This is a genomic window from Janthinobacterium sp. JC611 (assembly GCF_018682595.1).
In the GTDB taxonomy this organism is placed as follows: Bacteria; Pseudomonadota; Gammaproteobacteria; order Burkholderiales; family Burkholderiaceae_D; genus Janthinobacterium.
Genome location: NZ_JAFLJN010000021.1, coordinates 23,831 through 50,701, shown reverse-complemented (window position 1 = coordinate 50,701; position 26,871 = coordinate 23,831). Strand labels below are relative to the sequence as shown.

Below are 26,871 nucleotides of genomic sequence, written 5' to 3'. Positions count from 1 at the left end.
AGTTCCACCACGGCCCAAGCCTCGCCGGAGCAAGCAATTGAAACAGATTATTAATTTTTCATCACCTTAAAAGATTCAACGAATACATAACCTTTTCCGGAGACTTTCAAATGGCAACCACCGCAAATCCAGCACAAGTTCCCGTCAATGCCGAAGGCGCTGCCGCCAAGATCACGACGCCTGCAAAAAAAGCCGTCAATCCAAAAAATGGCGACCGCAAGCAGTATGACGAGGACGAACTGAACAAAGGGGCCGATGCCAGCGCGACCATGCCGCCTGAAAATGTCGTGGAAGTCACGGGAAGCGCCGATAGCGGCAATGCCGCCGCCTTGGGTACGGCCGCGGCGGTGGCGGCAGCCTTGGCAGCCGGTGGCGGTGGTGCGGCCGCAGGCCAGGCTGGCAACGGCGCTGCCGATTCCGGCACGCCACAAAACGATAACAACGGTGGCGCCGCTGGCGCTGGCGCAGGCGCTGGTGCCGCCGGCATCCCCAGCGGCAGCGTCGTGGATGTCGCCGGGGCATCGGCTGGCGGCGGCGCCGGCGCGGGCGCCGCGGGTGGCCTGGGCGGACTGGGCGCGCTGGGCGCGCTCGGCGGCCTGGGCCTCGTTGCCGCCGCGGCAGGCGGTGGCGGCGGAGGCGGCGCCGCGGCCGGCGGTTCCGGCACGGGCGGCACGGGTACCGGAGGCACTGGCACCGGTGGCACTGGCACAGGAGGAACGGGCACGGGAGGAACGGGGACGGGCGGGACGGGTGGAACGGGCGGCACCGGCGGCACGGGTGGCTCGACCGGCGGCCAGGGTGGCACGGGGAATCAATCCACCACCACCGTCGTGACCGACGCGGCCGTGCTGGCCGCCGCCGCGGCTGCGGCCGCCGCCGCCAATGCCCTGGCCGATGACGCAGCAGCGGCAGCGGCGGCAGCCACGGCGGCGGCTTCGCAGGCTGCGGCGAATGCGGCCATCCTGGCCGACCAGCTGGCGGCGCAAGCCGCCGCGGCAGCGGCCGCTGCCTTGCTGGCCGCCAATAACGCCACCAGCGACGATGCGCTGGCGGCCAGCACGGCCGCTGTCGTGCCCGGCGCGCAGGCGGCCGCTACCGCCGCCACGAATGACGACAGCGCCGCCGCCACCGCCGCGGCCGCCGCCGCCGCCTCGCAAGCCGCCGCCACGTCCGCGCAAAATGACGATGCGGCTGCCGCCACGGCCGCCGCCAACGCCGCCGCCGCGCACGACGCTGCCGATGCGGCGCAAGCACAAGCGGACCAGACCAACGCCCCGGCATTGCAAGCCATCGCCGATGCGGCCGACGTGGTCGCCGCCGCCGCCAACGCCCAGGCGGCACTGACCGATGCGGCGGCGCTGGCCGTCATCTCGGCCAATGACGCCGCCGCTGCCGCCGCCGCCACGGCCTTGGCCAATGCCACGGACGCCGCCGCGCTGGACCTGGCGGCCACCGCCGCCGCCAATGCCGCCATCGCTGCCGGCATCCAGGCCAGCCTGACCGATGCGGCCGCCCTGGCCCTCATCTCGGATGCCGATGCGGCCAACGCCGCCGCAGCCGCCAGCGTGGCCGCCGCCACCGACGCCGCCGCCCTGGCCGCCGCCTCGAACGCCGCCGCCACCGCGGCAGCGAATGCGGCGGCAGACGCCAATGCCAGCGACGCCGCGGCACTGGGCATCGCCGCCACCGCCGCCGCGAATGCGGCCGCCGCCGCCAGCACGCAAGCGGGACTCACCGATGCCGTCGCCTTGAGCATGGCAGCGGACGCCGCCGCTGGCGTTGCCGGCTGGGATGCCTCGATCGCCAACGCCACGGACGCCGTCGCCCTGCAGGCCGCCGCCGATGCCGCCGCGACGAACGCCGCCAATGCACAGACGCAAGCGAACATGACGGACGCGCCCACCCTGGGCCTGATCGCCGACGCCGCCACCCTGGCAGCCGATGCGGCACAGGCGCAGGCCGACCTGACCGACGCGGCCGCCCTGGCCGTGATTTCCGATGCCGACGCCGCCGCGGCGGCGGCCGCCGCCTTGGCCGCCAGCACGGATGCGGCCGCCCTCGATGCCGCCGCAGCCCTCGCCGCCACCGTGGCCGCGAATGCCGTCGTCACCGCCAGCCTGAGCGACGCGGCCGCCCTGCAAATCACGGCCGATGCGGCCGCCAGCACGTTCGCCGGCGCCGCCGCGCAAGCGGCATTGACGGACGCCGCCGCCCTGCAAGTGATTTCCGACGCCGATGCCGCCGCCGCGCTGGCCGCGCAAACGACGGCCGACCAGACGGACGCGGCCGCCCTCGCCGCCGCCGACGCGGCCGCCGCCAGCGATGCCGCCAATGCCCAGGCCGTAGCCGACCAGACCGATGTCGTCGCCCTGCAGCAAGCCGCCGACCAGGCCGATGCCGATGCGGCCGCCGCCAATGCCCAAGCGAGCTTGCTGGACGTCAACGTCGCCCTGAATGCCTTCAATCTGGCCAACCTCGCCGCCCTGGCCGCCAACGTCACGGCTGGCCAGACCAGCGTGATCGACCTGACGGCGACCGTCAATGCCTTGCAGCTCGATGCCGACAATGCCGATATCACTGCCGGCCTGTTCGACGCCACCATCCTGGCCGGCATCTCCACCGCCGATGCGCTGACGGCAGCCGGCTTGCAAGCTACCGCCGCCCTGACCGATGCCGATGCGCTCATCGCCGCCGCCGCTGCCGCCGTCTCGGCGGCGGAAACAGCCGCCCTGCTGGGCGGGATCGACATCTCGGCCGTCAGCGCAGCTGCGGCGGCACAGGCCGCCGCAGCGAGCGCCGCAGCCACGGCCGCGCTGACCGATGCAGGCACGCTGAGCCTGACCTCCACCACCGACGCCGCCGCTGAACTTGCCGCGCAGACGACGGTCACCACCTTGACGGCCGCCAATACGCTGGCGCAAAACGCGCTGGCGACGGCACAATTCGTTGCCAACCAGACCGATGCCGTGGCCCTGGGCACGCTCTCGGCAGCCGCCGATGCGGCCGCCGCTGCGGCCGTGACGACGGCTGGTCAGACGGACGCCATCGCGCTGAGCCTCATCTCGAACGCCGATGCGCTGGTCGCCAGCTCCGCCGCCAGCCTGGCGGCGCTGACAGATGCCACGGCGCTGGGACTCATTTCCACAGCCGACGCGGCCGCCGCCAGCGCCTTGCAGGCAACGGCCAACCTGACCGATGCCGCCGCCCTGGGCCTGCTCGCCACGGCCGCCGCCGCTGCCGCCAATACGGCGACGAACGTGGCCAACCTGACCGATGCGGTTGCCCTGGGCACCGTCTCGGCCGCCGCCACCACGGCCGCCAATACGGCCGCCGCCACCGCCGCGCTGACTGACGCCACGGCATTGGGCCTGCTCGCCACGGCCGACGCGGCAGCCGCTGCCGCCCTGCAAACGACCGCCAACCTGACCGATGCCGTGGCATTGGGCCTCGTGTCGACGGCCGCCAACACGGCCGCCAGCGCCGCCGCGGCCGTTGCCAACCTGACCGATGCCGTGGCCCTGGGCACCGTTTCAACGGCCGCCACGGCCGCCGCCAACACGGCAGCGGCCACCGCCGCCCTGACCGACGCGGTGGCCCTGGGCTTGACGGCCACGGTCGACGCGGCCGCCGCCACGGCCGCGCAAACGACGGCCAACCTGACGGACGCCGTCGCGCTAGGCCTGGTCGCGACCGTGAATGCCACCGCCGCCACGGCCGCCGCCACCGTCGCCGGCCTCACCGACGCCGTCCTGCTGGGCACGCAGCATACGCTCGACGTCACGGCCGCCACCGTGGCGGCCACCAAGGCCGCCCTGACGGATGCCGCCGCCCTGACCACCATCGCCAACAACGACGCGGCGAATGCCGCCGCCCTGGCCGCTTACTCGCAAGCCCATCCGCTCGACCTGGTGGCGGCGCTGGCGGCCACCACGGCGGCCACCACGGCAGCCCTGTCGCAGGCCGTTGCGCAATCGGCGCAGGCCGATGACGCGGCTGCCGCATCGACAGCCGCGACGGCGGCCGCCTCCCTGACCGCGCTGAACAATGCGATTGCCGCCGACAATGCCGCCACCGCCGCCGCCACCCTGGCCCTGACCTCGCAAGCCGCGGCCACGGCGGCGGCGCTGGACGACACGCTCGCGGCCACCGCCGCCGGCGTGGCGGCCACCTCGCTGGCCGCGGCCCAGGCGGCGCAGGCGGCCGATACCGCCGCCGCCGCGACGGCGGCGACGGCGGCCAATGCGCTGGCCGCGCTGAATGCGGCGCTGGCCGCCGACGCGAATGCGGCAGCGACGGCTGCCGCCGCCGTGACGGCCAACGCGGCCACGGCCACCGCCATCGCCGACGATCTGGCGGCCGCCACGGCCGCCACCGTCGCCAATGCGTCTCAAGCGGCCGCGCAAGCGGCGCAACTGGCCGACAATGCGGCCGCCAGCGCCGCCACCATCGCCGCCAACGCGCTGGCTTCCCTGAACGCGGCCCTGGCCGACGATGCGGCCGCCGCCGCGGCCGTGCTGAACTCGACCAATGCCACGGCCGCCGCCGTTGCCGCCACCGCCGCCGACACGGCCGCCGCCGCAGCGGCCGCCGTGGCAGCCATCTCGGCCGCCGCCACGCAGCACGCGCAAGCGGACGATATCGCCGCTGCAGCAGCAGCCCTCACGGCCTCCATCTCGCTGGCCGCCACGCAGGCCGCGCAAGCAGCCGATGCGGCCGTCGGCACGACCGCGGCAGCGGCGGCAGCCGCGCTGGCCGCCCTGAACCAGGCCCTGGCGGACGACAACGCCGCCGCCGCCGCGAGCGCGGCGGCCAGCAGTGCCCAAACCGCCCTCACCAACGCCACCAACGCGCTGAACGCGGCAATCCTGACGGCCAGCGCCTCGCTCGCCGCCACGAATGCCGCCCTGGCCGACGACGCCACGGCGGCAAGCACGGCGGCCGCCGCCGCGGCGGCGCAAGTCCTGGCCGACGCCGCGCTGCTGGCCGACGCCGCCCTGGCGGCCATTGCCACGGCGGCCAATAACGCACTCGCCGCCGCCAGCGCCGCGCTGGCCGCCGACGATGCAGCCGCCAACGCCGCGCACACGGCGGCCCTGTCGGCGGCCGCCACCCTGGCGGCGCAACTGGCCGACACGGCAGCCCTCAACGCGCATGCGGCGCTCAATGCGGCCATCGCCAACCTGAACGCCGCCGTGACGGCCGATACCAACGCCCTGGACGCCAACAATGACAGGACGCTGAAACTGAACCTGCTCCTCACCGCCCAGGGCGCGGCCGATGACGCGGCCCAGGCCAATGCCAATGCCGCCGCCGCCCATGCGGCGCTGGCGGCGGCCCAGGCCGACGATGCGGCGGCCGTCACCGCCGCCAACAATGCGGCGGCCGCGCATGCGGCGGCGGTCGCGGCGCAGAACGCCGACACCGCCGCGGCAACGGCGGCGGCGCAAGCGGCCATCTCGCTGGCCGCCACGCTCAATGCGCAGGCCGACGACACCACGGCGGCGGCGGCCGCCACGGCAGCGGCGAATGCGCAACTGGCGCTGGACGCGGCCCTGGCCGCCGACGCCAACGTCGCCGCCACCGCCGCCGCGGCAGCCGCCGCCCAGCTGGCGGCGCAAAACGCGCATGACGCCGATGCGGCGGCAGCGGCAGCGGCCGTCGCGGCAGCCATTAGCCTGGCGGCCACGCAAGCGGCGCAGGCCGATGACGCGGCAGCGGCGCTGGCAGCGGCCAATGCCGCCAACGCCCAGGCGGCGCACAACGCCGCCGTCGCCGACGACCAGGCCGCAGCGGATGCGGCCGCGGCCGCCGCGCTGGCGCAATCGGCTGCCACGGCAGCGGCAGCGGCCGACGCCGCCGCCACCGCAAGCGCCGCCGCAGCGGCGGCGGCACTGCTCGCCGCCCAGGCGGCGCAAGCCGACGACACGGCCGCCAACCAGGCCGCGGCCAATGCCGCCGCCGCCACCGCCGCGCACACGGCCGCCATCGCCGCCGACGCCCTCGCCGTCAGCACGGCGGCAACGGCGGCCAGCGCGCTGGCGGCAGCGACGGCAGCGCAGAACGACGATGACGCCGCCGCGGCAGCTGCCGCGCAGGCCGCCGCCTCGCTGGCCCTCACCCAGGCGGCACAGGCCGACGACGCGGCGGCAGCGGCCGCCACGCTCAATGCCAACAATGCGGCCGCAGCGGCGCTGGCAGCCCATGCGGCCGATGCGGCCGCGCCGCTGGCGCAGGCACAGGCCGCCGCTTCCCTGCTGGCCCTGCAAGCGGCGCAAGCCGACGATGCCGCCGCCGCCAGCGCGGCGGCGGCAGCGGCGCAAGCGCATGCCAATGCGAATGCCGCATATGCGGACGACGCGGCGGCGGCCCAGGCCAATGCCGACGCGCAGGCAGCCGACATCGCCCTGGCGCAAGCGAACGCCCTCGCCGCACAGACCGACGCCAGCGCCCTGGCCGCCGTGGCGGCGACGGACGCGGCCCACGCCGCCGCCGTGCAAGCGATCGCCGACCAGACCGATGCCGTGGCGCTCACGCAGGCCGCCGATGCGGCGGCGGCGGCGGCGCTGGCGGCGGCACAAACGGCCGCCCTGACGGACGCCAGCGCCCTGCACCTGGCGGCCGATGCGGCGGCCGCCGCGGCCCTGCAGGCGCAGGCACAGGCGGACCTGACGGATGCCAGCTCGCTGACGGTGGCGGCGAATGCCGATGCCGCGGCGGCGGCGGCGGCCCAGGCGCTGGCCGACCTGACGGATGCGAGCCAGCTCTTCGTGCTGAGCCAGAATGCCCTGCACAACCCGCTGACGGTGGCCGACTTCAGCACCGGCCTGCCGGCCGCCGGCGGCGACGTGATCGACATGTCAGCCATCGCCGACCTGACGGCGTCGGTGGCCGTGGGCGTCAATCTGAGCACGGACTTTGGCAACGACAACCTGTTCATCTTCGACGGCACGTCCGTGTCAATCGGCGCGGCGGCCAGCGCCATCGCGGCCGACAACAGCGTCTTGTCGGGCCAGGGCTACATCGTCATCGCCGATGCGCAAAACAGCGGCGCCGTGACGGTGTATCACTCGAGTGACCTGAGCAACGCCAACGCCATCGACACGGCGCTGGTGCTGCTGAGCGGCGTGAACATCACGCAGCTGACGGCGGCCAACTTCGTCGTCTGAGGCGGGGCACCCACGCCAGGCGCCGCGCCTGGCACGGCAGCGGGAGCGCGCGCAGCACTGCGCGCGCTCCCGCCACACCTTGAAATGCGTCAGGCCTCGGGCCGGAAAAATACGGGATGAGATTACGCGGTTTCCCAGCATGGTTCTTACTGCCACGCAGCGCGGCCTTGCTGGCGGCCGTGGCCATGGCATCGGTATCGTCCTTGGCCGGCGCCCAGGGCGCCACCGCCTGGAGCTTCGACCAGGTCTTGCAGCAGGCGCTGCAAAACCATCCCGCCGTGCAGGGCAAGCGCTCGGCGCAGGCGGCCGCGCGCGCCGAACTCGATGGCGCGCAGTGGCAGCGCTTTCCCAGCCTATCGGCCGAAGTGCCCACCGGTTCGCGGGAAACGGGCGGCGTGGTGCGCATCGAGCAGCCGCTGTGGAGCGGCGGCCGCATCGACGCCGGCATCGATGCGGCCGGCAGCCGGGTCGACGCGGCCGGCGCCGCCATCGAGGAAGAACGCCTGGCGCTCTCCCTGCGCGTGATCGCCGCCTACACGGAAGCGCTGCGCCAGACGGCGCGCGTGCAGTCGGCGCAGGCGGGGCTGGACGAGCACCAGCGCCTGCTGGACATGATCAAGCGCCGCGTGGTGCAGTCGGTCAGCTCGCAGACGGACCAGCGCCTGGCCGAATCGCGCGCCTACCAGGCCGCCAATGACGTGTCGAATGCGCGCCAGGCGCTGGAAAACGCGCTGGCGCAGCTGTCGCAACTGGCCGGCAAACCCGTGCGCCTCGTCAGCGCCACCGGCGTCGGCGTGGGAGAGCCTTTGCCCGACGCCAGCCTGGAACGGGTCATGCGCCAGGCCATCGCCTATTCCCCCACCCTGCAGCGCCTCGATTTCGAGGCGCAGGCTGCCGATTCCGAGATCACCGTGCAGCGCTCGGCCTACATGCCGAAGGTGGTGCTGCGCATGGAAAAGCCCACGGGCGGCATCAATGCCGACAACCGCACGCGCGCCATGCTGGTGCTGCAGGCGCAGCCGGGCGCGGGCCTGTCGGCCAAGGCCGGCGTGGACGCCGCCGTGGCCCGGCGCGAAGGCGCGCGCGCCGCGCACGACGCGGCCGAACGCGACGTGCGCGAGCGTTTCACGCTGGACTGGAACGAGGCCGAGGCGAGCCGCCAGCGCCTGGGCAACGCGGGCGAGGCCAGCACCACCTCGACGCAGGTATTCGAATCGTATGCGCGCCAGTACGTGATCGGCCGCAAGAGCTGGAACGACGTGCTCAACGCCGTGCGCGAAGCGACCCAGGCGCGGTTTTCGCTGGAAGACACGCGCGCGCAGGCGATCGCCGCCAGCCTGCGCCTGGCCGCGCAAACGGGCACCCTGGCCGGGCGCACGGCGCCGCCAGGCCTGGCGCACGCGCATTGACACCGACATGATGCACACAGGAGACAGCGTGGATACCTCCATCAAACATGGCTTGCTGACACTCATCGAGCGCGCCGCCCGCCTGACGGGCCAGCACGTGGCCGGCGCCCGCCTGGCCGACCTGCAACGCCAGCTCGACGGCGCCGACGACGGCGGCGCCCCCGCCATGCTCCTGACCACGATCTGGCAGGCGGCGGGGCTGGAAGGCGCGGCGAGCCCGCTGCACGATCCCACGCCGGGCGAGCTGCCGTTCGCCGTCCACAGCGCCAACACGGGCTGGGGCTTGCTGCAGTCGCGCGGCGCCGACGGCGCCTGGCGCGGCGAAGGCGTCGACGGGCGCGCCTTGCAACTGGCCTCGCTGGCCGGCCTGGCGTGCGTGGGCCTGCCGCGCCGCCCCGAAAAAAGCGGCGCCCGCCCCGGCGCCCTGGGCCTGGTGCGCAACGCCCTGTGGCTGAAAAAAAGCGTGTTCGTCGACGCCGTGCTGGCCACCGCGCTGGTGACCCTGCTGACCATGGCCACCTCGCTGTTCTCCATGCAGGTGTACGACCGCGTGATCCCGAACCAGAGCTTCAGCACCCTGTGGGTGCTGGTGGTGGGGGTGGCCCTGTCGATCGGCCTGGAATTCATCCTCAAGCAGGTGCGCAGCCGCATCGTCGACCACTCGTGCAATGACGTCGACCATGAATTGTCCGAGTGGTTTTTCCAGCGCATGCTGGGCATCCGCATGGAGGCGCGCCCCGCGTCCGTCGGCACCCTGGCGGCGCAAGTGAAGGGCTTCGAGATGGTGCGCGGCGTGCTCACGTCGACCTCGCTGTTCGTGCTGACGGACGTGCCCTTCGCCCTGATTTTCCTCGCCATGATCACCGTCATCGGCGGTTGGCTGGTGGTGGTGCCGCTGGTGGCCCTGCCGCTGGCCCTCGTGTGCGGGCTGATGTTCCAGCGCGCCATCGAGAGCCATACGCGCAAGAATCTCAACGCCAGCAACCGCAAGGCCGGCTTGCTGGTGGAAGCCGTCGACGGCGTCGAGACGCTCAAGGGCAGCAGCGCCGAATGGATGATGCAATCGCGCTGGGCCGACCTGGTGGCCGAGAGCAGCCATGCGGAGCAGAACATCCGCGACTATGCGGCCCTGTCGCAAAACATCACGGCCGCCTTCCAGCAGCTGACCAACGTCGCGCTGATCTCCATGGGCGCGTGGTTCGTGGCGGAAAACCAGATGACCATGGGCGCCCTGATGGCGTGCACCATCATCAGCAACCGCGCGCTGATGCCCATCGTGCAGCTGCCCGCCGTGATGGTGCAGTGGGCGCACGCGCGCGCCTCGATCGACGGCCTGGAACAAGTCATCAGCCTGCCCAACGAGGCCGACACCGCGCACTTCGCGCTGACGCCGCGCAGCCTCGAGACGGGATTGCGCTTCGAACGCATCCGCTTTACGTATGGCGGCGCGCAAAAGGTGGCGCTGGAAGTGGAGAGCCTCGCCATCCATCCCGGCGAACGGGTCGGCCTGGTGGGCGCCATCGGCTCGGGCAAGAGCACCCTGCTGAAACTGGCTTCAGGCCTGTACCAGCCGGCCGAAGGCAAGGCTTACCTGGGCGACGTCGACATGGCCCTGCTGGCGCCGGCCGTGGTGCGCGAAATGGTCGGCTACCTGCCGCAGGAAACGCGGCTGTTCAGCGGCACCCTGCGCGACAACCTGTTGCTGGGGCTGGCCGACCCGGGCGAGGAAGCGATCCTGGCGGCCGCCAAGCGCACGGGCCTGATCGAGCTGATACTGGGCCAGCCGCGGGGACTCGCGCTGGGCATCACGGAAGGCGGACGCGGCGTGTCGGGCGGCCAGCGGCAGTTGATCGCCGTCACGCGCCTGCTGCTGGCCAAGCCGCGCATCTGGCTGCTCGACGAACCGACGGGCGCCATGGATGCGAAGACGGAAGCGCGCATCGTGGGGCTCTTGGGCGAACTGGCGGCCGAAGGCGTGACCATGGTCGCCACCACCCACAAGAACGCCCTCTTGCCCCTGCTCGACCGCCTGGTGGTGCTGCAGGCGGGACGGGTGCTGCTCGACGGCCCGCGCGACCTTGTCCTGGCCAAGCTGTCGGGCAAGCCGCAGGCCGTGCCCAGTCCCGCCACGGCGCCGGTGGCGCAAGGAGCCGTCGCATGAAGCTGGCCAGGGTCGAGACGAAAGAGGAAGCGAAACGGGGCCGGGTGCTGATCTGGAGCTGCACGGCGGCGCTGGCCGGCGTCATCGCCTGGGCGTCGTGGGCGCAGCTGGACCAGGTCACGCGCGCCAACGGCCAGGTGATCGCCAGTTCGCGCAACCAGATCATCCAGGTGGCCGATGGCGGCGTGCTGGCCGAACTGCGCGTGCACGAAGGCAGCGTGGTGAAAAAGGGCGAATTGCTGGCGCGTTTCGACCGCACGCGGGCCGAGACGAGCTACCTGGAAAGCACGGCCAAGGCGGCCGGACTGAAGGCGGCCGTGGCGCGCCTGCAGGCCGAAGTGTTCGGCGGCGCGCCGAAATTCCCGCCCGAACTGCAGGCGTTTCCGGAATTTCGCGCCAACCAGCTGGCCCTGTTCAGCAAGCGCCAGGGCGCCGTGCAGGCGGAAGTGGGCTCGCTGGACAGCGCCATGAAGCTGATCCGGGAAGAGCTGGAAATGAACTTGCCGCTGCTGGAAACGGGCGACGTCAGCCGCGCCGAAGTGCTGAAACTGCGACGGCAGGTGGTCGACATCCAGGCGCAGATCACCAACCGCCGCAACAAATATCTGCAGGACAGCCAGACGGACCTGGTGAAAGCCCAGGAAGACCTGGCCGGCGTGCTGCAGACGGTGACGCAGCGCAAGGAGCAGCTGGGCTCGACGGACATTTACGCGCCCACCGACGGCATCGTGCGCAACGTGCGCCTCACCACCCTGGGCGGCGTGGCCAAGCCGGGCGAGGAAATCCTGCAGATCGTGCCGACGGACGACGACCTGATCATCGAAGCGAAAGTCAAGCCGGCCGACATCGCCTTCATCAAGCCCGGCCTGCCCACGGCCGTGAAACTGGACGCCTACGACTACGGCATCTACGGGCGCCTGCGCGGCACCGTCAGCTACATCAGCGCGGACACCTTAAGTGAAGACAACAAGGGCAACGAGCAGCCCTACTACCGCGTGCAGATCAAGACCAGCGGGCGCAACCTGATGGGCAAGAATGGCGAGCCTATCCTGATCCAGCCCGGCATGACGGCCACCGTGGAAATCAACACGGGCAGGAAGACGGTCTTGCGCTACCTGACGAAACCGATCACCAAGACGTTTTCGGAGTCGATGGGGGAACGCTGACGCGGCAGGCGTCAAACGGCCGGTTTCAATCGACCAATCACGCTGGCCACCTTGGCCGTGATCATGTCGACCGCGGGGCCATTGGCGCCGTGCGGCAAGATGACATCGGCATTGCGCTTGGTCGGTTCGATGAATTGCTTGTGCATCGGGCGCACGGTTTCCAGATACTGCTCGATGACGCTTTCCACCGAGCGGCCCCGCTCCGTGATATCGCGTTGCATGCGGCGGATGAAGCGCACGTCGGAGGCCGTGTCGACAAAGATCTTCAGCGACATCATGTTGCGCAAGTCTTCGTCATACAAGGCAAACAGGCCTTCGATCACGATCACCGGCGCCGGCTTGACGGGAATAGTCCTGTTGGAGCGATTGTGCAGCGTGAAGTCGTACTCGGGCATCTCGATCGCCTCGCCATTGCGCAAGGCCTGGATGTGCTGCACCAGCAATGGCCATTCGAACGCCTGCGGATGGTCGTAATTCTGCTGACGCCGGACTTCAGGGGAGAGATGGGTTTGGTCGCAGTAGTAGTCGTCCTGCATCACGACCGAGACCATGTCGGCGCCAAAGGACGCCAGGACCTGCTGTGATACGGTTGACTTGCCACTGCCGCTACCGCCGGCGACACCAATGACAAACGGTTGGAAGGAAATATTGTTCATGCCGAATGATACCGGAAACGTGAGCGTACCGACAGGGAGCGGCTGCAAAGCGGGGCCTGTCACGCGCCATGCATCAGTCGCGCATACAGCCCGGCTACCCGCTCTGCCGTGATACCGTCGCGCTGTTCCACCGCCAGCGGGTGCTCCGTCGGTTCCAGTTCGATGGCCGGACGTATGCCATCGTCGCGCAGGTGCACGCGGGTTTTCAGGTTCAGGGTGTCCGGATATCCGGGCAGCTGCGTGCTGAGCCAGCCGAAGAAGGGGCCGATGTGGACCCGCTTGGCGTCGTTGAAACAGGCGTCCCAGGCGTCGAAGCTCTCGCCGCTCAGCGACACCCACACGCCCCAGCTGAATGGCTCGTCAACGCCATGCACGGGGATGTCGATGGTGGCGCGCACGAAGCAGTGCGCCTCGTCGACGATGCAGGCGTCGCTGTCGAGCTGGCAGCGCGTGGTTCGTTCGGCGGGCGCCATCTGCTCGTACAGCCAAGGCGCGTCGGCGCCGAAGCTGGGCATGCCCGTGTGGGTCTCGCCGCAGGAGCGGCACAGGAAGGAAAAAGTCATGCGGGAAGGAAGCCTTACTCGAACTGCTTGCGGAACGCCTCGAACTGCGCCGCCAGACCGTCGAAATCGCTGCGCAATCGCAGCACTTCCTGTTCCAGCTGGGCCACCCTGCTGCCCTGCTGCGGCGCGCTGACGGCGCCCGCGAAACCGGCCGCCGTCTCGATCTGCGCCAGCGCTTCCTCGCCGCCCAGCAAGTGGCCGTAGCGCGGTTCCTTGGCGCCGGGGGCGACGGCCAGCCTGGCCACCAGCGGCGGGTATTTGTCGATCAGGAACTGCAGGCCGGATTCCACTTCCGCCACCGACTTGAATTCATGCACGCGGCCGCTGCGGCTGCGGATCTCGCCCGCCGTCTGCAGGCCGCGCAGCATCAAGATCGTCAGGATGGCCAGCTTGTCCTGTTCCAGCGACCACTTGATGCGCATGCGGTGTTCGTACTTGGCGACCCGCGCGCCGGCCTGCGTGATGCCGTTGACGAACTTGCGCTGCATCAAACGCTGCAGCACGTCATACACGGTTTCCTCGGAAAGCGCCATGACGGGGTCGCGGCTCGACAACTGGTTGCAGCCGTTCGTCAGGGCATTCAACGACAGCGGGTAGCTGTCCGGCGTCAGCGCTTCCTTTTCGGCCAGCACGGCCAGCACGCGGATCTCGAAGGGGTCGAGCAGATTCGGATTGTCCGTACTTTTTTCGCCTGCCGTCACATCAGTATTCATGCCTGTATCCTTAATCAACCAGCTTGTTCATTTGCTCGGAATCGAATTTATCACACTCGGGCACGCCCTGGCAGCAGATGCCGGCCGCCTTCAGCGTGGCGAGGATGGTCTCGATGCGCTGTTCCTGCGCCACGGCATGCGTGATCAGGCCTTGCAGGGCTTTCGACAGCGGGTCGTCGCCGTTGGGCGTAACGCCATACGCGGCGAACAGGTGCGCCGTGCTGCCCTCGCGCAAGGCGCTGACATCCTTTTGCACGATGTGCGCGGGGTTGCCGACGGCCGTGGCGCCCGATGGCACGGGTTTCAACAGCACGGCGTTCGAGCCCACCTTGGCGTACTCGCCCACCGTGAAACTGCCCAGCACCTGCGCGCCTGCGCCCACGATGACGCCGCGTTCCAGGGTCGGATGGCGTTTGCTGCCGCTGTGCAGCGAGGTGCCGCCCAAAGTCACCCCCTGGTAGATGGTGCAGTCGTCGCCGACGACGGCCGTCTCGCCGATCACCACGCCGAAGCCATGGTCGATGAAGACGCGCCGGCCGATGACGGCGCCCGGGTGGATTTCGATGCCCGTGATGATGCGCGCGATATACGAAATGAAGCGCCCCACCCACTTCATGTGCCGCGTCCAGCACCAGTGCGCCCAGCCGTGCATGACGATGGCGTGCAAGCCCGGATAACAGGTCAGCACCTCCCAGCCATTGCGGGCGGCCGGGTCACGTTCGATGATGCTGTTGATGTCTTCGCGCAGGTGGTGGAACATAATGACTATGAATAAGGTGGAACGCAAATGGTAGCGTATTCGGCGGCGTGCTGCCGGGGAGGCAGATAAACAACCGCCGCCTCAAGGGCGGCGGCATATAAAGAAGCGCTACAAAACGTTCAGGGCAAGGCGCATTGCCGAAGACAGTACGCAAGTACGGCGAGGCAATGCAACGCCGCCCTGGACGTTTTTTAGCCTTCTTTCGCGATGCGCTGGCGGCGGGCTTCGTACAGACACACGCCGGAGGCGACCGACACGTTCAGGCTCTCGACGGAGCCGAACATCGGGATGCTGACGAGGATGTCGCAGGTGTCGCGCGTCAAACGGCGCATGCCTTCCCCTTCGGAGCCCATGACGAGCGCCGTCGGGCCCGTGAAATCGGCTTCGTACAAGCCTTTTTCGCCGTCGTCCGAGGTGCCGATCAGCCAGATGCCGCGATCCTTCAGTTCACGCATGGTGCGCGCCAGATTCGTCACGGTGATGTATGGCACGGTTTCGGCGGCGCCGCTGGCGACCTTGGCGGCCGTGGCGTTGAGGCCCACGGCGCGGTCCTTCGGCACGATGACGGCATGTGCGCCAACGCCGTCGGCCACGCGCAGGCAGGCGCCCAGGTTGTGCGGGTCGGTGATGCCGTCGAGAATCAACAGCAGCGGCGGGCCGTCGATGGCGTCGAGCAGCTCGTCGAGATTGCGCGCCAGCGACAGTTGCGAGGCAAACGCGATCACGCCCTGGTGGCGGCGCGTGCCGACGATCTTGTCCAGGCGCGAGGAATCGACCGGCATGACGCGCACGTTGGCCGCCTTGGCGGCGGCGATCATGTCCTTCATGCGGCCGTCGACGCGGCTGGCGTCGACGAAAATTTCTTCCACGGACGACGCTTCATGACGCAGGCGCGAGGTGACGGCGTGGAAGCCGAAAATCATTTTATTCTTCATTATTTATCGTTTCTTCTTGCTTGTTTTTGATGCAGATACAGTTTTTGCTGCTCGTGGTGCCGCCGCAGCGGGCGCCGCGGCTGGTTTCTTGCTGCGCTTGGGCGCGGCCGACTTGGTGGCTGCCGCTTGCGAAGCTGCCTTGCCGCCGGCCTTGGCCTTGGCGCCAGTGGCGACGCTGGTTTTGATCTCATGGCGCTGCTCGGTCGCTGGACCGGGCTTGACCATGGATTTCTTCTCGCCCTTGCGCTTGCCGCCCGATGGCTTGGCCGGCGCTTCTTCGCCCGCCAGTTCCGCATCGGTGACCAGGCGCAGGTCGATCTTGCGCGTTTCCAGGTCGACACGCGCCACTTGCACCGTCAGGCGGTCCGTCAATTGATAACGTTTGCCCGTGCGTTCGCCGCGCAATTCATGGCGCGCATCGTCGTACTGGAAGTAATCGGTGCCCAGCTCGGTGACGTGCACCAGGCCTTCGACGAACAGGGTGTCGAGCTGCACGAACACGCCGAAGGTGGTGACGCCGGTGATGGTGCCGGTGAACTCTTCGCCCAATTTGTCTTGCATGAAGTAGCACTTCAGCCACGCTTCCACGTCGCGCGACGCTTCGTCGGCGCGGCGTTCATTGGCCGAGCAATGCACGCCCAGCGCGTCCCAGATCGTCAGGTCCGTCTTCTTCGGCTTGCCGTCGGCCTTGTCCTTGGCTTGCTGCTTGCGCGTGGCGTTCGACACGTTCGTGTTCAGCACGACCTTATCGGACAGCTTCGGCTCGTATTTCTTGCCTTGCAAAATAGCCTTGATGGCGCGGTGCGTCAGCAGGTCGGGATAGCGGCGGATCGGGCTGGTGAAGTGGGCATACGCCTCGTAGGCCAGGCCGAAGTGGCCGATATTGTCCGGGCTGTAGACGGCTTGCTGCATCGAGCGCAGCAGCATCGTCTGCAGCAGGGCGGCGTCGGGACGCTGCTTGATCTGCTGCATCAGGGTCTGGTAATCGGATGCCGACGGCGTGTCGCCGCCCGTCAGGTTCAAGCCGACCTGCTTGAGGAAGGTGCGCACTTGCGTGAGCTTTTCCTTGGTCGGGCTGGCATGGATGCGGTAGGTGCCTGGATGCTTGTTACGCAGCAACAAATCGGCCGCGCAGACGTTGGCTGCCAGCATGCACTCTTCGATGATCTTGTGCGCTTCGTTGCGCGTGCGGGGGATGATCTTTTCGATCTTGCCGGCGCTATTGCAGACGATATACGTTTCCGTCGTCTCGAAATCGATGGCGCCCCGCTCCGTGCGCGCCTTCAGCAAGGCGCGGTAGACGGCTTCCAGGTTCTGCAGGTGCGGCAGGATGTCCGCGCGGCGTGCCGCCTCCGGTCCCTTGGTGTTGCCCAGCACGGCGGCGACTTCGTCATACGTCAGGCGCGCGGCCGAATGAATGACGGCCGGATAGAACTGGTACGCCTTCAGCTCGCCCTTGTCGCTGACGACGGCGTCGCAGACGAGGGTCAAACGGTCGACGGCCGGGTTCAGCGAGCACAGCCCATTCGACAGTTTTTCCGGCAGCATCGGGATCACGCGGCGCGGGAAGTAGACGGACGTGCTGCGCTCCAACGCGTCGATATCGAGCGCGTCGTTCGGTTTCACGTAATGGCTGACGTCGGCAATCGCCACGATCAGGCGGAAGCAGTTGGCGCGTCCCACCTTGACGGGTTCGCAATACACGGCATCGTCGAAGTCGCGCGCGTCCTCGCCATCGATGGTCACCAATGGCACGTCGCGCAGGTCGACACGGTCTTTCAGGTCGGCGGCGCGCACTTCGAACGGCAGTTTTTCCGCCTGTTTCAGGGCGGCGGCGGAAAAGACGTGCGGCACGTTGAATTTGCGCACGGCAATCTCGATTTCCATGCCGGGATCATCCAGGGCGCCCAGCACTTCGACGATCTTGCCGACCGGCTGCTTGAAGCGCATCGGCTGCTCGGTCAGCTCGACGCTGACGATCTGGCCAGCCTTCGCCTTGCCCACCGACCCGGTGACCAGGATGTCCTGGCCGATGCGCTGGTCTTCCGGCGCCACCACCCAGGTACCGTTTTCCTGGATCAGGCGGCCGATGACGTGGGTATTGGCGCGCTGCGTGACTTCCACGATCGTGCCTTCCGGGCGGCCGCGGCGGTCCGTGCCGACGATGCGGGCCATGACCTTGTCGCCATGCAGTACTTTCTGCATTTCTTTCTCAGGCAGGAACAGGTCGGCGCTGGCGTCGTCGGGAATGACAAAGCCGAAGCCATCGCGGTGGCTGGTGACGCGACCGGCGACAAGCGCGCTCTGGTCGGCCAGGCTGAAAACACCGCTGGCGTCAGACTTGAGCTGGCCGTCGCGCTCCATCGCCTTCAGGCGACGAACGAGGACATCCATGGAATCGGCATGCACTTGCAGCGTTTTCCCGAGAGACTGCGGGTCGAGAGGCGCGTTGACGCTGCGGAATATGCCGAGAATGTCCTCCCGGCTGGGGATGGTGTGGGTATTTTGGCTCAAAAGTATTTCTATAGTTGTTATTGACAGTGATCAAACGGAGAACAAAGACCGATGACATCACCGTCAATATTGACACGGTGATGTTCGATAGTGTACCGGAGGACGCCTTGGTTTGCCTAACGGACAGCGTAGCGGAAACCGAACAAGTGCCCCGCCGATGAAAAAAAGGAGAAAAGCTGTGCAATGCATTTGACTTCGGCAAATATTGCTCTATAATCTCGGTCTCTTGCAGCGACAAACCTTCACGGGGATGCAGTTGCAGGAAAGCGGTACAGGGTTGATGTGCAGTATGGAGCGAAAGCTCATCTGGCGCAAAACTCTTCAAGCCGTTATAATAGCAGAATTGTTGCGAAGTTATTTTGCAATGAGTCAGCAAGCAGCATCAGTGCCCACGTGGCGGAATTGGTAGACGCGCATGGTTCAGGTCCATGTGCCTTCGGGTGTAGGGGTTCGAGTCCCTTCGTGGGCACCATACCTAATTCGCTAAAGAGCCGCAAACTTTCACGAGTTTGCGGCTTTTTTCATTTCCGAGATGAAAATACCCCAAGCCATCAGTCAGCCACATTGCGACAACCAGACAGCACGGCACCCCGTGAATAGAAACAAGAGATGAAATCGCTGAAAAAAGAGGCAGATTTGACCTTTTTCCATAGGGAACAGCCCTTTTCAGGCGAAAAAACATGTTTCTTGAAGAAAAGTGCAAAATGTTGATTGACCGAATGCGCGCCAGCCCTTATGATTTTGTCCTCGCTGCAGAACACGCAGCGACAAGCAGCAAGCAGTAACAATGCCCACGTGGCGGAATTGGTAGACGCGCATGGTTCAGGTCCATGTGCCTTCGGGTGTAGGGGTTCGAGTCCCTTCGTGGGCACCACCAGCAACAAGTTGTCGATTGTTGTGATCCGCAGTACAGTAGCAAGCAGTATGCAGTTGAAATGAGCAGCACAATGCCCACGTGGCGGAATTGGTAGACGCGCATGGTTCAGGTCCATGTGCCTTCGGGTGTAGGGGTTCGAGTCCCTTCGTGGGCACCACCAGCAACGAGTCGTTTTCGTTGTAATCCGCAGTACAGCAGTGAGATATAGCAGTAGCATTGGCAGCATCAGTGCCCACGTGGCGGAATTGGTAGACGCGCATGGTTCAGGTCCATGTGCCTTCGGGTGTAGGGGTTCGAGTCCCTTCGTGGGCACCATTACCACATTCGCAAAAAAGCCGCAAACTTTCACGAGTTTGCGGCTTTTTTCATTCCGCAATGCCGCGCAGTCTTCCCGACCCGCGGCACCCTCCCCTTATTTGGCCAGCGCCGCCTTGACGGCGTCAGGCAGGCGCGTCGTCGGACGGCCAATCAGCGCGCTCAATTGCTTGCCATGGTCTTCCAGGCCGCCCCTGGCCGCGCCCGCATCGGAATCGGCCAGCAGCTCGGCAAAGCCTTCCGGCACGCCCGCGCCCACCAGCGCCGCCTTGAAGTCCGCCTGCGGCATATCCTTGTAGACGATCGCCTTGCCCGACTGGCGCGCCACTTCGGCCGCATATTCCGCCAGGGTAAAGCCCTGGTCGCCCGCCAGCTCATACACGGCTTGCGGCTGGGCGGCCGTCAGGACAGCGGCGGCCGCCGCCGCGTAGTCGGCGCGCGCGGCGGACGAGAAACGCCCGTTTTGCGCCGCGCCCAGCACGACGCCATGCTCAAGCACGGGCGCCAGGTGTTCCGTATGGTTTTCCAAATACCAGCCGTTGCGCAGGAAAGCGTATGGCAGGCTTGACGCGCGGATGGCCGCTTCCGTGATCACGTGTTCCGCGGCCAGGCCCAGCGGCGACGTGTCGGCGCGCAAGACGCTGGTGTAGGCCAGCAGGGACACGCCGGCCCGCTTGGCCGCGTCGATGACGTTCTGGTGCTGCTGCGCGCGCTGGCCCACTTCGCTCGACGAGATCAGCAAGATTTTTGTTGCGCCCTTGAACGCCGCGTCGAGGCTGGCGCCATCGTTGTAATCGGCCTGGCGCACCTGCACGCCCCGGGCGGCCAGGCCGGCGGCCTTGGCCGGGTTGCGCACGGCGGCGATGATGTTCGCTGCAGGGACGGACTTGAGCAGGCTGGCGATGACGTGCTGGCCCAGATTGCCTGTGGCGCCGGTGATGACGATCATGATTTCTCCTTGGTACGTGGGTGGTAAAACCCTATAATAGGACTATTACTTACCTATTGTAAGTACGTACCTTTTGGTAAGTACTGTTGAATACTAAATTCGAAGGCCAACTATCATGTCCACAGACACTCCCGGCGCCAGCCTGCGCGCCGCCCTCGCCCGCCAGAACCAGGGGGCGCATCTGCTGGCGGCCGCCTGCCCGTCGCGCGCCGTGCTCAGCCACCTGACCAGCCGCTGGGCCGTGCTGGTGCTGGTATTGCTCTTGAGCGGCACGCGGCGCTTCAGCGAACTGCGCCGCGAAGTGGGCGGGGTCAGCGAAAAAATGCTGGCGCAAACCCTGGAAGCGCTGGCGGGCGACGGTTTCGTGCTGCGCCAGGCGTATCTGGTGATCCCGCCCAAGGTGGAATACAGCCTCACGCCGCTGGGACGCGAGGCAGCCGAACGGCTGGCCGTGCTGGTCGACTGGATCGAGGATAATTACCCGCGCATCGAACAGGCGCGCGCGGCCCTGGAGGCGGCACCGCCAGCGCAAAATGCGGCTTGATCAGATTGCTTTTGATCATCAAGAATTATCGTTTACTCCTACTTGCCTTGATGTAATACTAGGCCCATGACACGCGTAAGGGCGCGACACCATGAACCAGTTGATTTCTTCCATCTCCGACCGGGCCAATGTGCTACTTGTCAGCAATTCGCCAAACGATGTGCGCGAACTGCTGTATGTGCTGGACCGGCACAACCTGGGCACGGGCCTGGCGGGCGATATCGACGAAGGCGTGGAACTGGCGGCCGGCGGCACGGACCTGATCCTGCTCGACGCGGCCCTGGCGGGCACGAATATCGGCGCCACCTGCATGCGCCTGCGCAATGCGGGCGGCCGCCACGGCGTGCCCCTGCTGCTGATGTCGGCCACCCCCAGCGCCGAGGAACAGGGCCGCAGCGTGGGCGCCGGCGCATCCGACTACATCAAGATGCCCTTCAATGCGCGCGACGTGGCGGAAAAGATCCTCATGGAACTGGCCTTGCACAAGGCCGAGGCGCCCGCCGCCCGCCCTTTCGCCACGCCCGTCACGCCACCGCGCCCCCTGCATCCGCAAACGCTGGAAGTCAATTACCACTCCATCTTGGCCGGCTCGCCCGACGCCGTGCTGCTGTTCGATATCGACAACCAACTGCTGATCGACGCCAACCACCTGGCCGAAGAATTGTTCGGCATGCCGCTGGCCGAGCTGCTGCAAGGCGGCATGGAGCCGCTGTTCCCCCGGCAGCAGGACGATGGCCGGGCCTCGCCGCAACTGCTGGAAGAAAAGATCCGCGATACCCTGCAAGGCAAGATCGTCGTCTTCCGCGCCAGCTGCCGCCACCGCGACGGCCACCCGATCGCCTGCGAAATCCGGCTGATGCGCCTGTCCGTGCCGGGTCGCCAGCTCGTGCATGCGCGCATCATCGACTTGACCGAACGCAACCTCGCCGAAGCGATGCGCGCGGGCCAGAGCGCCTTGCTGGAAATGGTCGCCAAGGGCGCGCCCCTGATCCCCACCCTGGACCAGCTGTTGCTGCTGATCGAAGGCCAGTCGCGCGGCGTGCTCTGCTCCATCATGCTGCTCGACGATGACGGCGTCCGCATGCACAGCGCGGCCGGGCCCAGCCTGCCGCCCGACTACATGGCCCTGCTCGAAGGCGTGGCCATCGGGCCCGGCGTGGGCTCGTGCGGCACGGCCATGTTCCTGCGCGAACCGGTGGTCGTCAGCGACATCATGCACGACCCGCTGTGGGCGCCCTACCGCGAGCTGGCGGCGCCGTTCGGCTTGCGCGCCTGCTGGTCGCGCCCCATCTTCGGCCAGGATGGCGCCGTGCTCGGCTCGTTTGCCATGTACTACCGCGACGTGCGCGAGCCCGACGCGCGCGACCTGGAACTGATCGACACGGCGACCGACCTGGCCGGCATCGCCATCGGCCGCATGCGCCACGAACGCGAACTGCAGCGCCACCGCGCCCACCTGGAAGAGCTGGTGGCCGAACGCACGGCCGCCTTGACGCAGGCCAAGGAACAGTCGGAGCAAACGAACCTGGAATTGGCCGCCGCGCTGGAGAACCTGTCCATCACGCAGGAAGAACTGGTGCGCCGCGACAAGCTGGCCGCGCTGGGCGCGCTGGTGGCCGGCATCGCGCACGAACTCAATACGCCGATCGGCAACGGCCTGGTGGTGGCCACCACCATGGCCGAGCGCACGCGCGCAATCCAGGCCAGCTTCCTCGATGGCTTGCGGCGCTCCGAACTGGGGGCCTACCTGACCCAGGCCAGCGAGGCGGACGCCATCATGCTGCGCAACCTGCAGCGCGCCGCCGACCTCGTCTCCAGCTTCAAGCAGATCGCCGTCGACCGCGCCAGCTCGCAGCGCCGCCACTTCCTGCTGCGCCAGTTCATCGCCGAACTGATGCTGCCGCTGTCCACGCCGCTCAAGGCCGCCGGCCTGAGCCTGACGCAGGACGTGCCGGACGACCTGGCCATGGACAGTTATCCGGGCCCGCTGGGCCAGGTGCTCAGCAACCTGCTGGAAAACTGCCTGCGCCATGCCTTCGAAGGCCGCAGCGGCGGCACCATCGCCATCAGGGCGCGCGGCAGCGACGACGGGCAGACGATCACCGTGTCCATCGCCGACACGGGCGTGGGCATCGCCGCCGACGACCTGGCGCACGTCTACGATCCCTTCTTCACGACCAAGCTCGGCTCGGGTGGCTCGGGCCTGGGCCTGCATGTGGCGCACAACATCGTCACGGGCGTGCTGGGCGGCCATATCGACGCCATCAGCAGCACGGGCGCCGGCAGCGGCACCACCTTCACCCTGCAACTGCCCGTCACGGCGCCGCAGTCGCCCGCCCCCTGAATGGCAGGCGCGCTACAATGCCGGCACGCTTTTCTTTCGGAGCACGTATGAAATACCTGATCGCCACGGCCCTGCTGGCAGCTTGCGCCTGCGCAATGGCCGGACCTGCCCCCTGGTACCAGTGGCGCAGCAAGATCGACGGCACCCTGGCGTGCGCCCAATCGACGCTGGGATTTGGCTGGGAACTGGCCTCGGGACCGTACAAAGATAGCCGTTGCGAAAAACCGGCGCTTGTTAAATAATGGGGTCATGACCACACGGGGCACCGGCTTGAGATCAAGCGATGGCATTGCGGCGTCGAAAGAGTATGGAACGATAAGAACGTATCTATTCAAACCGAGGAGACCACATGTTTACGAATCCCGAACAATTCGCAACGGCCACCAAGGCCCTGTTTGAATTCCAGCTGATGACCTTCAACACCCTCACCACCAAGGCCGTGCAAGGTGTGGAACAGGTGCTGGCGCTGAACATGGCCACCGCCAAGTCCGGCATCGAGGATGGCCTTGCCGCCGGCAAGGAAATCAGCCAGGCCAAGGATCCGAAGGCCGCCATGGCCGCCGCCGCCGCCCAGCTGCAACCTGGCGTGGCCGGCGCGAAAGCGTATAAACAGCAACTCGACGACATTATCAAGGAAATCCACACGGAATTCACCACGGCCGCCGAAGCCCACGTGGCCGAAGCGAAAAGCAATTTGAGCGCCCTGATCTACGACGTCACGAAAAACGTGCCGCCAGGCTCGGAAAACGCCGTCGCCATCGTCAAGGCCGCCATCGACAACGCCTTCCTCGGCTACGAACAAGTGACCAAGGCCACGAAACAGGCCGTGAAAACCGTGGAAGAGCAGATCGCCAAGGCCAGCGCGCAAGTGGCGCAGGCCACGGAAAAGGCGACGAGCGGCGCCACCGCCGCGGCGGAAAAGGCCACGCCTGCCGCCAAGCCGAAGGCGACTAAGAAGTAAATTAACAAGAAGTACGTTCGCAGCTATCGGGGCCTGATTCCTCAGGTCCCGATAGGCATGATGCTGTACACGCAACGCCTGCCCCCCTCCAGCAGATATTCGCTGCGCTCCACCGTGCAATCATCCCCCAATACCCGCTGAAAGATGGCCAGCTCCGAGCGGCAGAAATTCTGGCACGCCGTGGCCGCCGCGCAGATCGGGCAATGGTTTTCCACCAGCAAGACACTGCCATCGTCCTGCGGTTCGGCATGGGCCATGTAACCCTCGCCATCGCGCGCCCGCGCCAGGCTGTCCACCCGCCGCGCCAGATCGTCACTCACGTCGACCAGCCTGGCGTAATCGGCCTCGCTGCTGCGCTCGCGCGCGCCGATCAGTTTATCCAGGCCCGCGTCGCCGAACAGCGTCTTGATTTGCGCGATCAATTCCAGGGTGAGGTCGGCATGGCGGTCGGGAAAGCGCGCGTGCCCCTGCTCCGTCAGCGCCCAGCGCCGCGACGGACGGCCCACCTTGTCGGCCACGTCCTCGAAGACCACCAGTCCCCTGTCCTGCGCCGCTTCCAGCTGGCGCCGCGCGCCCATGGAGGTGATATCGAGCAGGGCCGCCAGTTGCTGCGCCGTCTGCGGCCCGCGCATCTTGAGCAGGAACAAGGTCTGCTCGGAGGTGCTGGCGCTCACGCCGCGGCCTTCGCGACGACGGCACCGTCCAGCTGGCGGCGCCAGGCGACCATGCGCCATGCGGCCCAGGCGGCGGACAAGGCGCCCGCGACGAGGATCAGCCGCGTGTCGATCAGGGTCAGCACGGAGCCGCTGAGGGCGACGACGATGTTGGCGATGCAAAAGGTGGTGGCCAGCAAGCCCATCACGGCCCCCTGCCCGTGCGCGCTGAAGCGTTCCGAGCACCAGCCCTGGATCACGGTGTTGTACAGCGCATTCGGAATGCCGAACAGCACGATGGCGGCGATGCCCACCCAGATATTGCCCAGCGCCAAAATCCCGACGGCCAGCGCCACGCCGCACGCATACCAGCTGGCGCGCAGCAAGGGCGCATGGCGGCTGGGACCGCCCGCCAGCAGCGAGGTGATGGTCATCGTGCCACACAGGCCCACATTCACCCAGGCGATCTCCTGCGCATGGTAATTGGCCGTTTCGACCAGCCACAGCGGATAGAACTCGTAGAAGCTGGCCACGCCGCAGGTCAGTGCCAGTTGCACGATGAACAGGGTGCGCAGTTCGCCATGACGCAGCAAATTGAGCGAATGGCGGTCGCGCGCCACTTGCCACCACGACGTCGTCAATAGCGAGGGCGTTTCGCGCGGCAAGCCGACGGCCACCAGCACGGCGACGAGCATCAGGGCGGCGGCGGCGATCCAGAACGGCACCGTCACGCCCCAGCCCAAGGTGGCGCCCGCCAGGATCGGACCCACCAGCCAGCCCAGGTAAAACGCGCCGTTCAGCCAGGACATGGCGCGCAGGCGCAGCGGCCCCGTCAATTGATCGGCCAGCATGGCGCGCGCCACGGCGCCGTTTCCTTCCAGCAAACCCGTGATGAAGCGGGCGACGATGAACAGCGGGTAGGACTGGATCACCAGCGCCCAGGCCGTGATCGCATGGCCGATGGCGGCGCCCACGGCCGTGCGCATCAGCAAGGGGCGGCGGCCATAGCGGTCGGACAGGGGGCCCAGCAAGGCCGAGCCGATCAGCAAGCCCAGCGGATTGATGGTCAGCGCCAGGCCGAACAGCAGTTTCGACGGCAAGCCGAGGAAATTGTTGAAGGCGTTCGGCGCCTCGGCCGCGAACAGGGGCGGCAGGATCGGGTATGGCAGCGAGGCGCCGATGGTCGACAGCAGCGCCAGCAAACAGGCAGCGGAAATCAGGATGATATTTTTCATGCAGGCTCGATGGATAGTGTCTGGCAAGACTACGTGAGCATGCCACATAAGTAAACTAAAATGTTTATTAATGCCAAGCATTGTCACAATGAAACGTGCAAGCCATCACCTCGGCTATCATCGCCTCATGACTCACGTCGAACAGGACAAACATGACACTGTCAGAAATGGAACGGCAACACGGCTTCACCTATCCTGCGCTGTATCGCCAGCTGGAGCGCGACGGCATGCTGGCCGTGGGCGAATATGGCCCCGACTGGTACAAGCTGGTCTATCCCACCTTGACCGAGCGGCCCACCCTGCTGCTGCATGCCGACGATTTCGAATTGCTGAGCGTCGATGCCGTAGCGGCAGCCATGCAAGAACTGGCCGACCCCGACGACTACCGCCAGATCGATCCCGCCTTGCGCTTCATCCCGTTCGCGCAGACGGGCGCCGGCGACCACTACTGCTTTTTCGCGTCCAGCCAGCACGCTGGCGAGATGCCCGTCGTGCTGCTGTGGCATGACCAGAATGAAGCCCAATACCTGGCAAAGAACCTGCACGATTTCCTGTTTCACATGCTGTTAAGGAGTATGGCCGACCAGGATACGTACAACGAGGTCAGCGACGAGGAATTCAAGGACCAGCTGGCAAACACCCTGGGCACGCATGCGCGCTACCTGACGCCGGAACAGGCGCAGATCCTGCAAACGCTGCTGGCCAGGGACATCATCGATTACGATGTGCCGCTGCCGAAGGGCAGAAAAGAAGCGCACCGGGGCTTGCTGACCGATGTCGAGCTGGCCGGCCTGCGCGAGGAATGCATTCCCTACGATCAGTTCGACCACTGTTTTGCCTACAGCGCGGCTGGCTGAACATAATTCGCTGGGCAAGCGGCGGCTGAAGGTTTAAACTGTATATAAACACAGTAAAAGTCATCACCTTGCAACTTGCCCTATTACCATCCC

The 26,871-nt window shown here is 67.2% G+C and carries 18 protein-coding genes and 4 tRNA genes; 13 read left to right on the top strand and 9 right to left on the bottom strand.

Translation table 11 applies throughout. The features are described 5' to 3' along the window. Nucleotides 1-110: 110 nt before the first annotated feature. From J0O65_RS14505 to J0O65_RS14490, 4 genes are all read left to right on the top strand, one after another. The gene (locus J0O65_RS14505) at nt 111-7,166 is read left to right on the top strand and encodes a hypothetical protein (protein WP_215407735.1); all 7,056 of its coding nucleotides are present in this window, start codon (nt 111-113) and stop codon (nt 7,164-7,166) included. Nucleotides 7,167-7,282: 116 nt separating this feature from the next. Beyond that, nucleotides 7,283-8,575 (top strand): TolC family protein, encoded by a 1,293-nt coding sequence (locus J0O65_RS14500; protein ID WP_215407733.1) that lies wholly within the window; start codon nt 7,283-7,285, stop codon nt 8,573-8,575. A 28-nt stretch (nt 8,576-8,603) separates the two neighbouring features. Continuing rightward, nucleotides 8,604-10,736 (top strand): ATP-binding cassette domain-containing protein, encoded by a 2,133-nt coding sequence (locus J0O65_RS14495; protein WP_215407731.1) that lies wholly within the window; start codon nt 8,604-8,606, stop codon nt 10,734-10,736. Further along, the gene (locus J0O65_RS14490) at nt 10,733-11,902 is read left to right on the top strand and encodes an HlyD family type I secretion periplasmic adaptor subunit (protein WP_215407729.1); all 1,170 of its coding nucleotides are present in this window, start codon (nt 10,733-10,735) and stop codon (nt 11,900-11,902) included. The genes J0O65_RS14495 and J0O65_RS14490 overlap by 4 nt, the downstream gene beginning before the upstream one ends. 11 nt (nt 11,903-11,913) lie before the next feature. Here the strand turns inward: J0O65_RS14490 and udk are convergent, their stop codons facing one another. The 6 genes from udk to rnr form a co-directional block, all read right to left on the bottom strand. Further along, nucleotides 11,914-12,558 carry a uridine kinase gene (udk, locus tag J0O65_RS14485; RefSeq protein WP_215407727.1) on the bottom strand — a complete coding sequence of 215 codons (645 nt, stop codon included), beginning with the start codon at nt 12,556-12,558 and terminating at the stop codon, nt 11,914-11,916. A 59-nt stretch (nt 12,559-12,617) separates the two neighbouring features. Next, nucleotides 12,618-13,121 (bottom strand): DUF2199 domain-containing protein, encoded by a 504-nt coding sequence (locus tag J0O65_RS14480; RefSeq protein ID WP_215407726.1) that lies wholly within the window; start codon nt 13,119-13,121, stop codon nt 12,618-12,620. A gap of 14 nt (nt 13,122-13,135) precedes the next feature. Continuing rightward, nucleotides 13,136-13,834, bottom strand: coding sequence for a YceH family protein (locus J0O65_RS14475; RefSeq protein ID WP_215407724.1), 699 nt, complete (start codon nt 13,832-13,834; stop codon nt 13,136-13,138). A 10-nt stretch (nt 13,835-13,844) separates the two neighbouring features. Continuing rightward, complete coding sequence (cysE, locus tag J0O65_RS14470; RefSeq protein ID WP_215407722.1) at nt 13,845-14,594, bottom strand: serine O-acetyltransferase; 750 nt, start codon at nt 14,592-14,594, stop codon at nt 13,845-13,847. A gap of 191 nt (nt 14,595-14,785) precedes the next feature. Next, on the bottom strand, nt 14,786-15,529 hold the full coding sequence (gene rlmB / locus J0O65_RS14465; RefSeq protein WP_086148101.1) for a 23S rRNA (guanosine(2251)-2'-O)-methyltransferase RlmB: 744 nt from the start codon (nt 15,527-15,529) through the stop codon (nt 14,786-14,788). 3 nt (nt 15,530-15,532) lie between these two features. Next, nucleotides 15,533-18,043, bottom strand: coding sequence for a ribonuclease R (gene rnr, locus J0O65_RS14460; RefSeq protein ID WP_215407720.1), 2,511 nt, complete (start codon nt 18,041-18,043; stop codon nt 15,533-15,535). A 387-nt stretch (nt 18,044-18,430) separates the two neighbouring features. Between rnr and J0O65_RS14455 the strand changes: the two genes are divergently transcribed. From J0O65_RS14455 to J0O65_RS14440, 4 genes are all read left to right on the top strand, one after another. Next, a tRNA-Leu gene (locus J0O65_RS14455) sits at nt 18,431-18,515 on the top strand. Nucleotides 18,516-18,832: 317 nt separating this feature from the next. Beyond that, a tRNA-Leu gene (locus J0O65_RS14450) sits at nt 18,833-18,917 on the top strand. A 75-nt stretch (nt 18,918-18,992) separates the two neighbouring features. Further along, a tRNA-Leu gene (locus J0O65_RS14445) sits at nt 18,993-19,077 on the top strand. 73 nt (nt 19,078-19,150) lie between these two features. Further along, nucleotides 19,151-19,235 (top strand) — tRNA-Leu (locus J0O65_RS14440). Nucleotides 19,236-19,332: 97 nt separating this feature from the next. On the opposite strand, the gene J0O65_RS14435 is transcribed toward J0O65_RS14440, so the two are convergent. After that, nucleotides 19,333-20,184 (bottom strand): SDR family oxidoreductase, encoded by an 852-nt coding sequence (locus J0O65_RS14435; RefSeq protein ID WP_215407718.1) that lies wholly within the window; start codon nt 20,182-20,184, stop codon nt 19,333-19,335. Nucleotides 20,185-20,299: 115 nt separating this feature from the next. Here J0O65_RS14435 and J0O65_RS14430 point away from each other — a divergent pair, with 115 nt between their 5' ends. The 4 genes from J0O65_RS14430 to phaP all read left to right on the top strand — a co-directional run bounded on the left by J0O65_RS14430 (nt 20,300) and on the right by phaP (nt 24,033). After that, on the top strand, nt 20,300-20,728 hold the full coding sequence (locus J0O65_RS14430; RefSeq protein ID WP_215407717.1) for a winged helix-turn-helix transcriptional regulator: 429 nt from the start codon (nt 20,300-20,302) through the stop codon (nt 20,726-20,728). Nucleotides 20,729-20,819: 91 nt separating this feature from the next. Further along, entirely contained in the window at nt 20,820-23,072 is a 2,253-nt protein-coding gene (locus J0O65_RS14425; protein WP_215407716.1) for an ATP-binding protein, read from the top strand. Nucleotides 23,073-23,119: 47 nt separating this feature from the next. Further along, complete coding sequence (locus J0O65_RS14420; protein ID WP_215407715.1) at nt 23,120-23,314, top strand: hypothetical protein; 195 nt, start codon at nt 23,120-23,122, stop codon at nt 23,312-23,314. A gap of 107 nt (nt 23,315-23,421) precedes the next feature. Continuing rightward, nucleotides 23,422-24,033: a TIGR01841 family phasin gene (gene phaP / locus J0O65_RS14415; RefSeq protein ID WP_215407714.1), complete on the top strand. Its 612-nt coding sequence runs from the start codon at nt 23,422-23,424 to the stop codon at nt 24,031-24,033. Between the two features lie 41 nt (nt 24,034-24,074). Here phaP and J0O65_RS14410 read toward each other — a convergent pair whose 3' ends face one another. Then, complete coding sequence (locus J0O65_RS14410; RefSeq protein ID WP_353056196.1) at nt 24,075-24,707, bottom strand: helix-turn-helix transcriptional regulator; 633 nt, start codon at nt 24,705-24,707, stop codon at nt 24,075-24,077. Then, entirely contained in the window at nt 24,704-25,921 is a 1,218-nt protein-coding gene (locus tag J0O65_RS14405; protein ID WP_215407713.1) for an MFS transporter, read from the bottom strand. Before J0O65_RS14405 ends, J0O65_RS14410 begins: the two co-directional genes overlap by 4 nt. A 152-nt stretch (nt 25,922-26,073) precedes the next feature. Between J0O65_RS14405 and J0O65_RS14400 the strand changes: the two genes are divergently transcribed. Then, a complete protein-coding gene (locus tag J0O65_RS14400) occupies nt 26,074-26,778 on the top strand; it encodes an SMI1/KNR4 family protein (RefSeq protein ID WP_215407712.1) in 705 nt (234 codons plus the stop codon). Nucleotides 26,779-26,871: the final 93 nt, after the last annotated feature.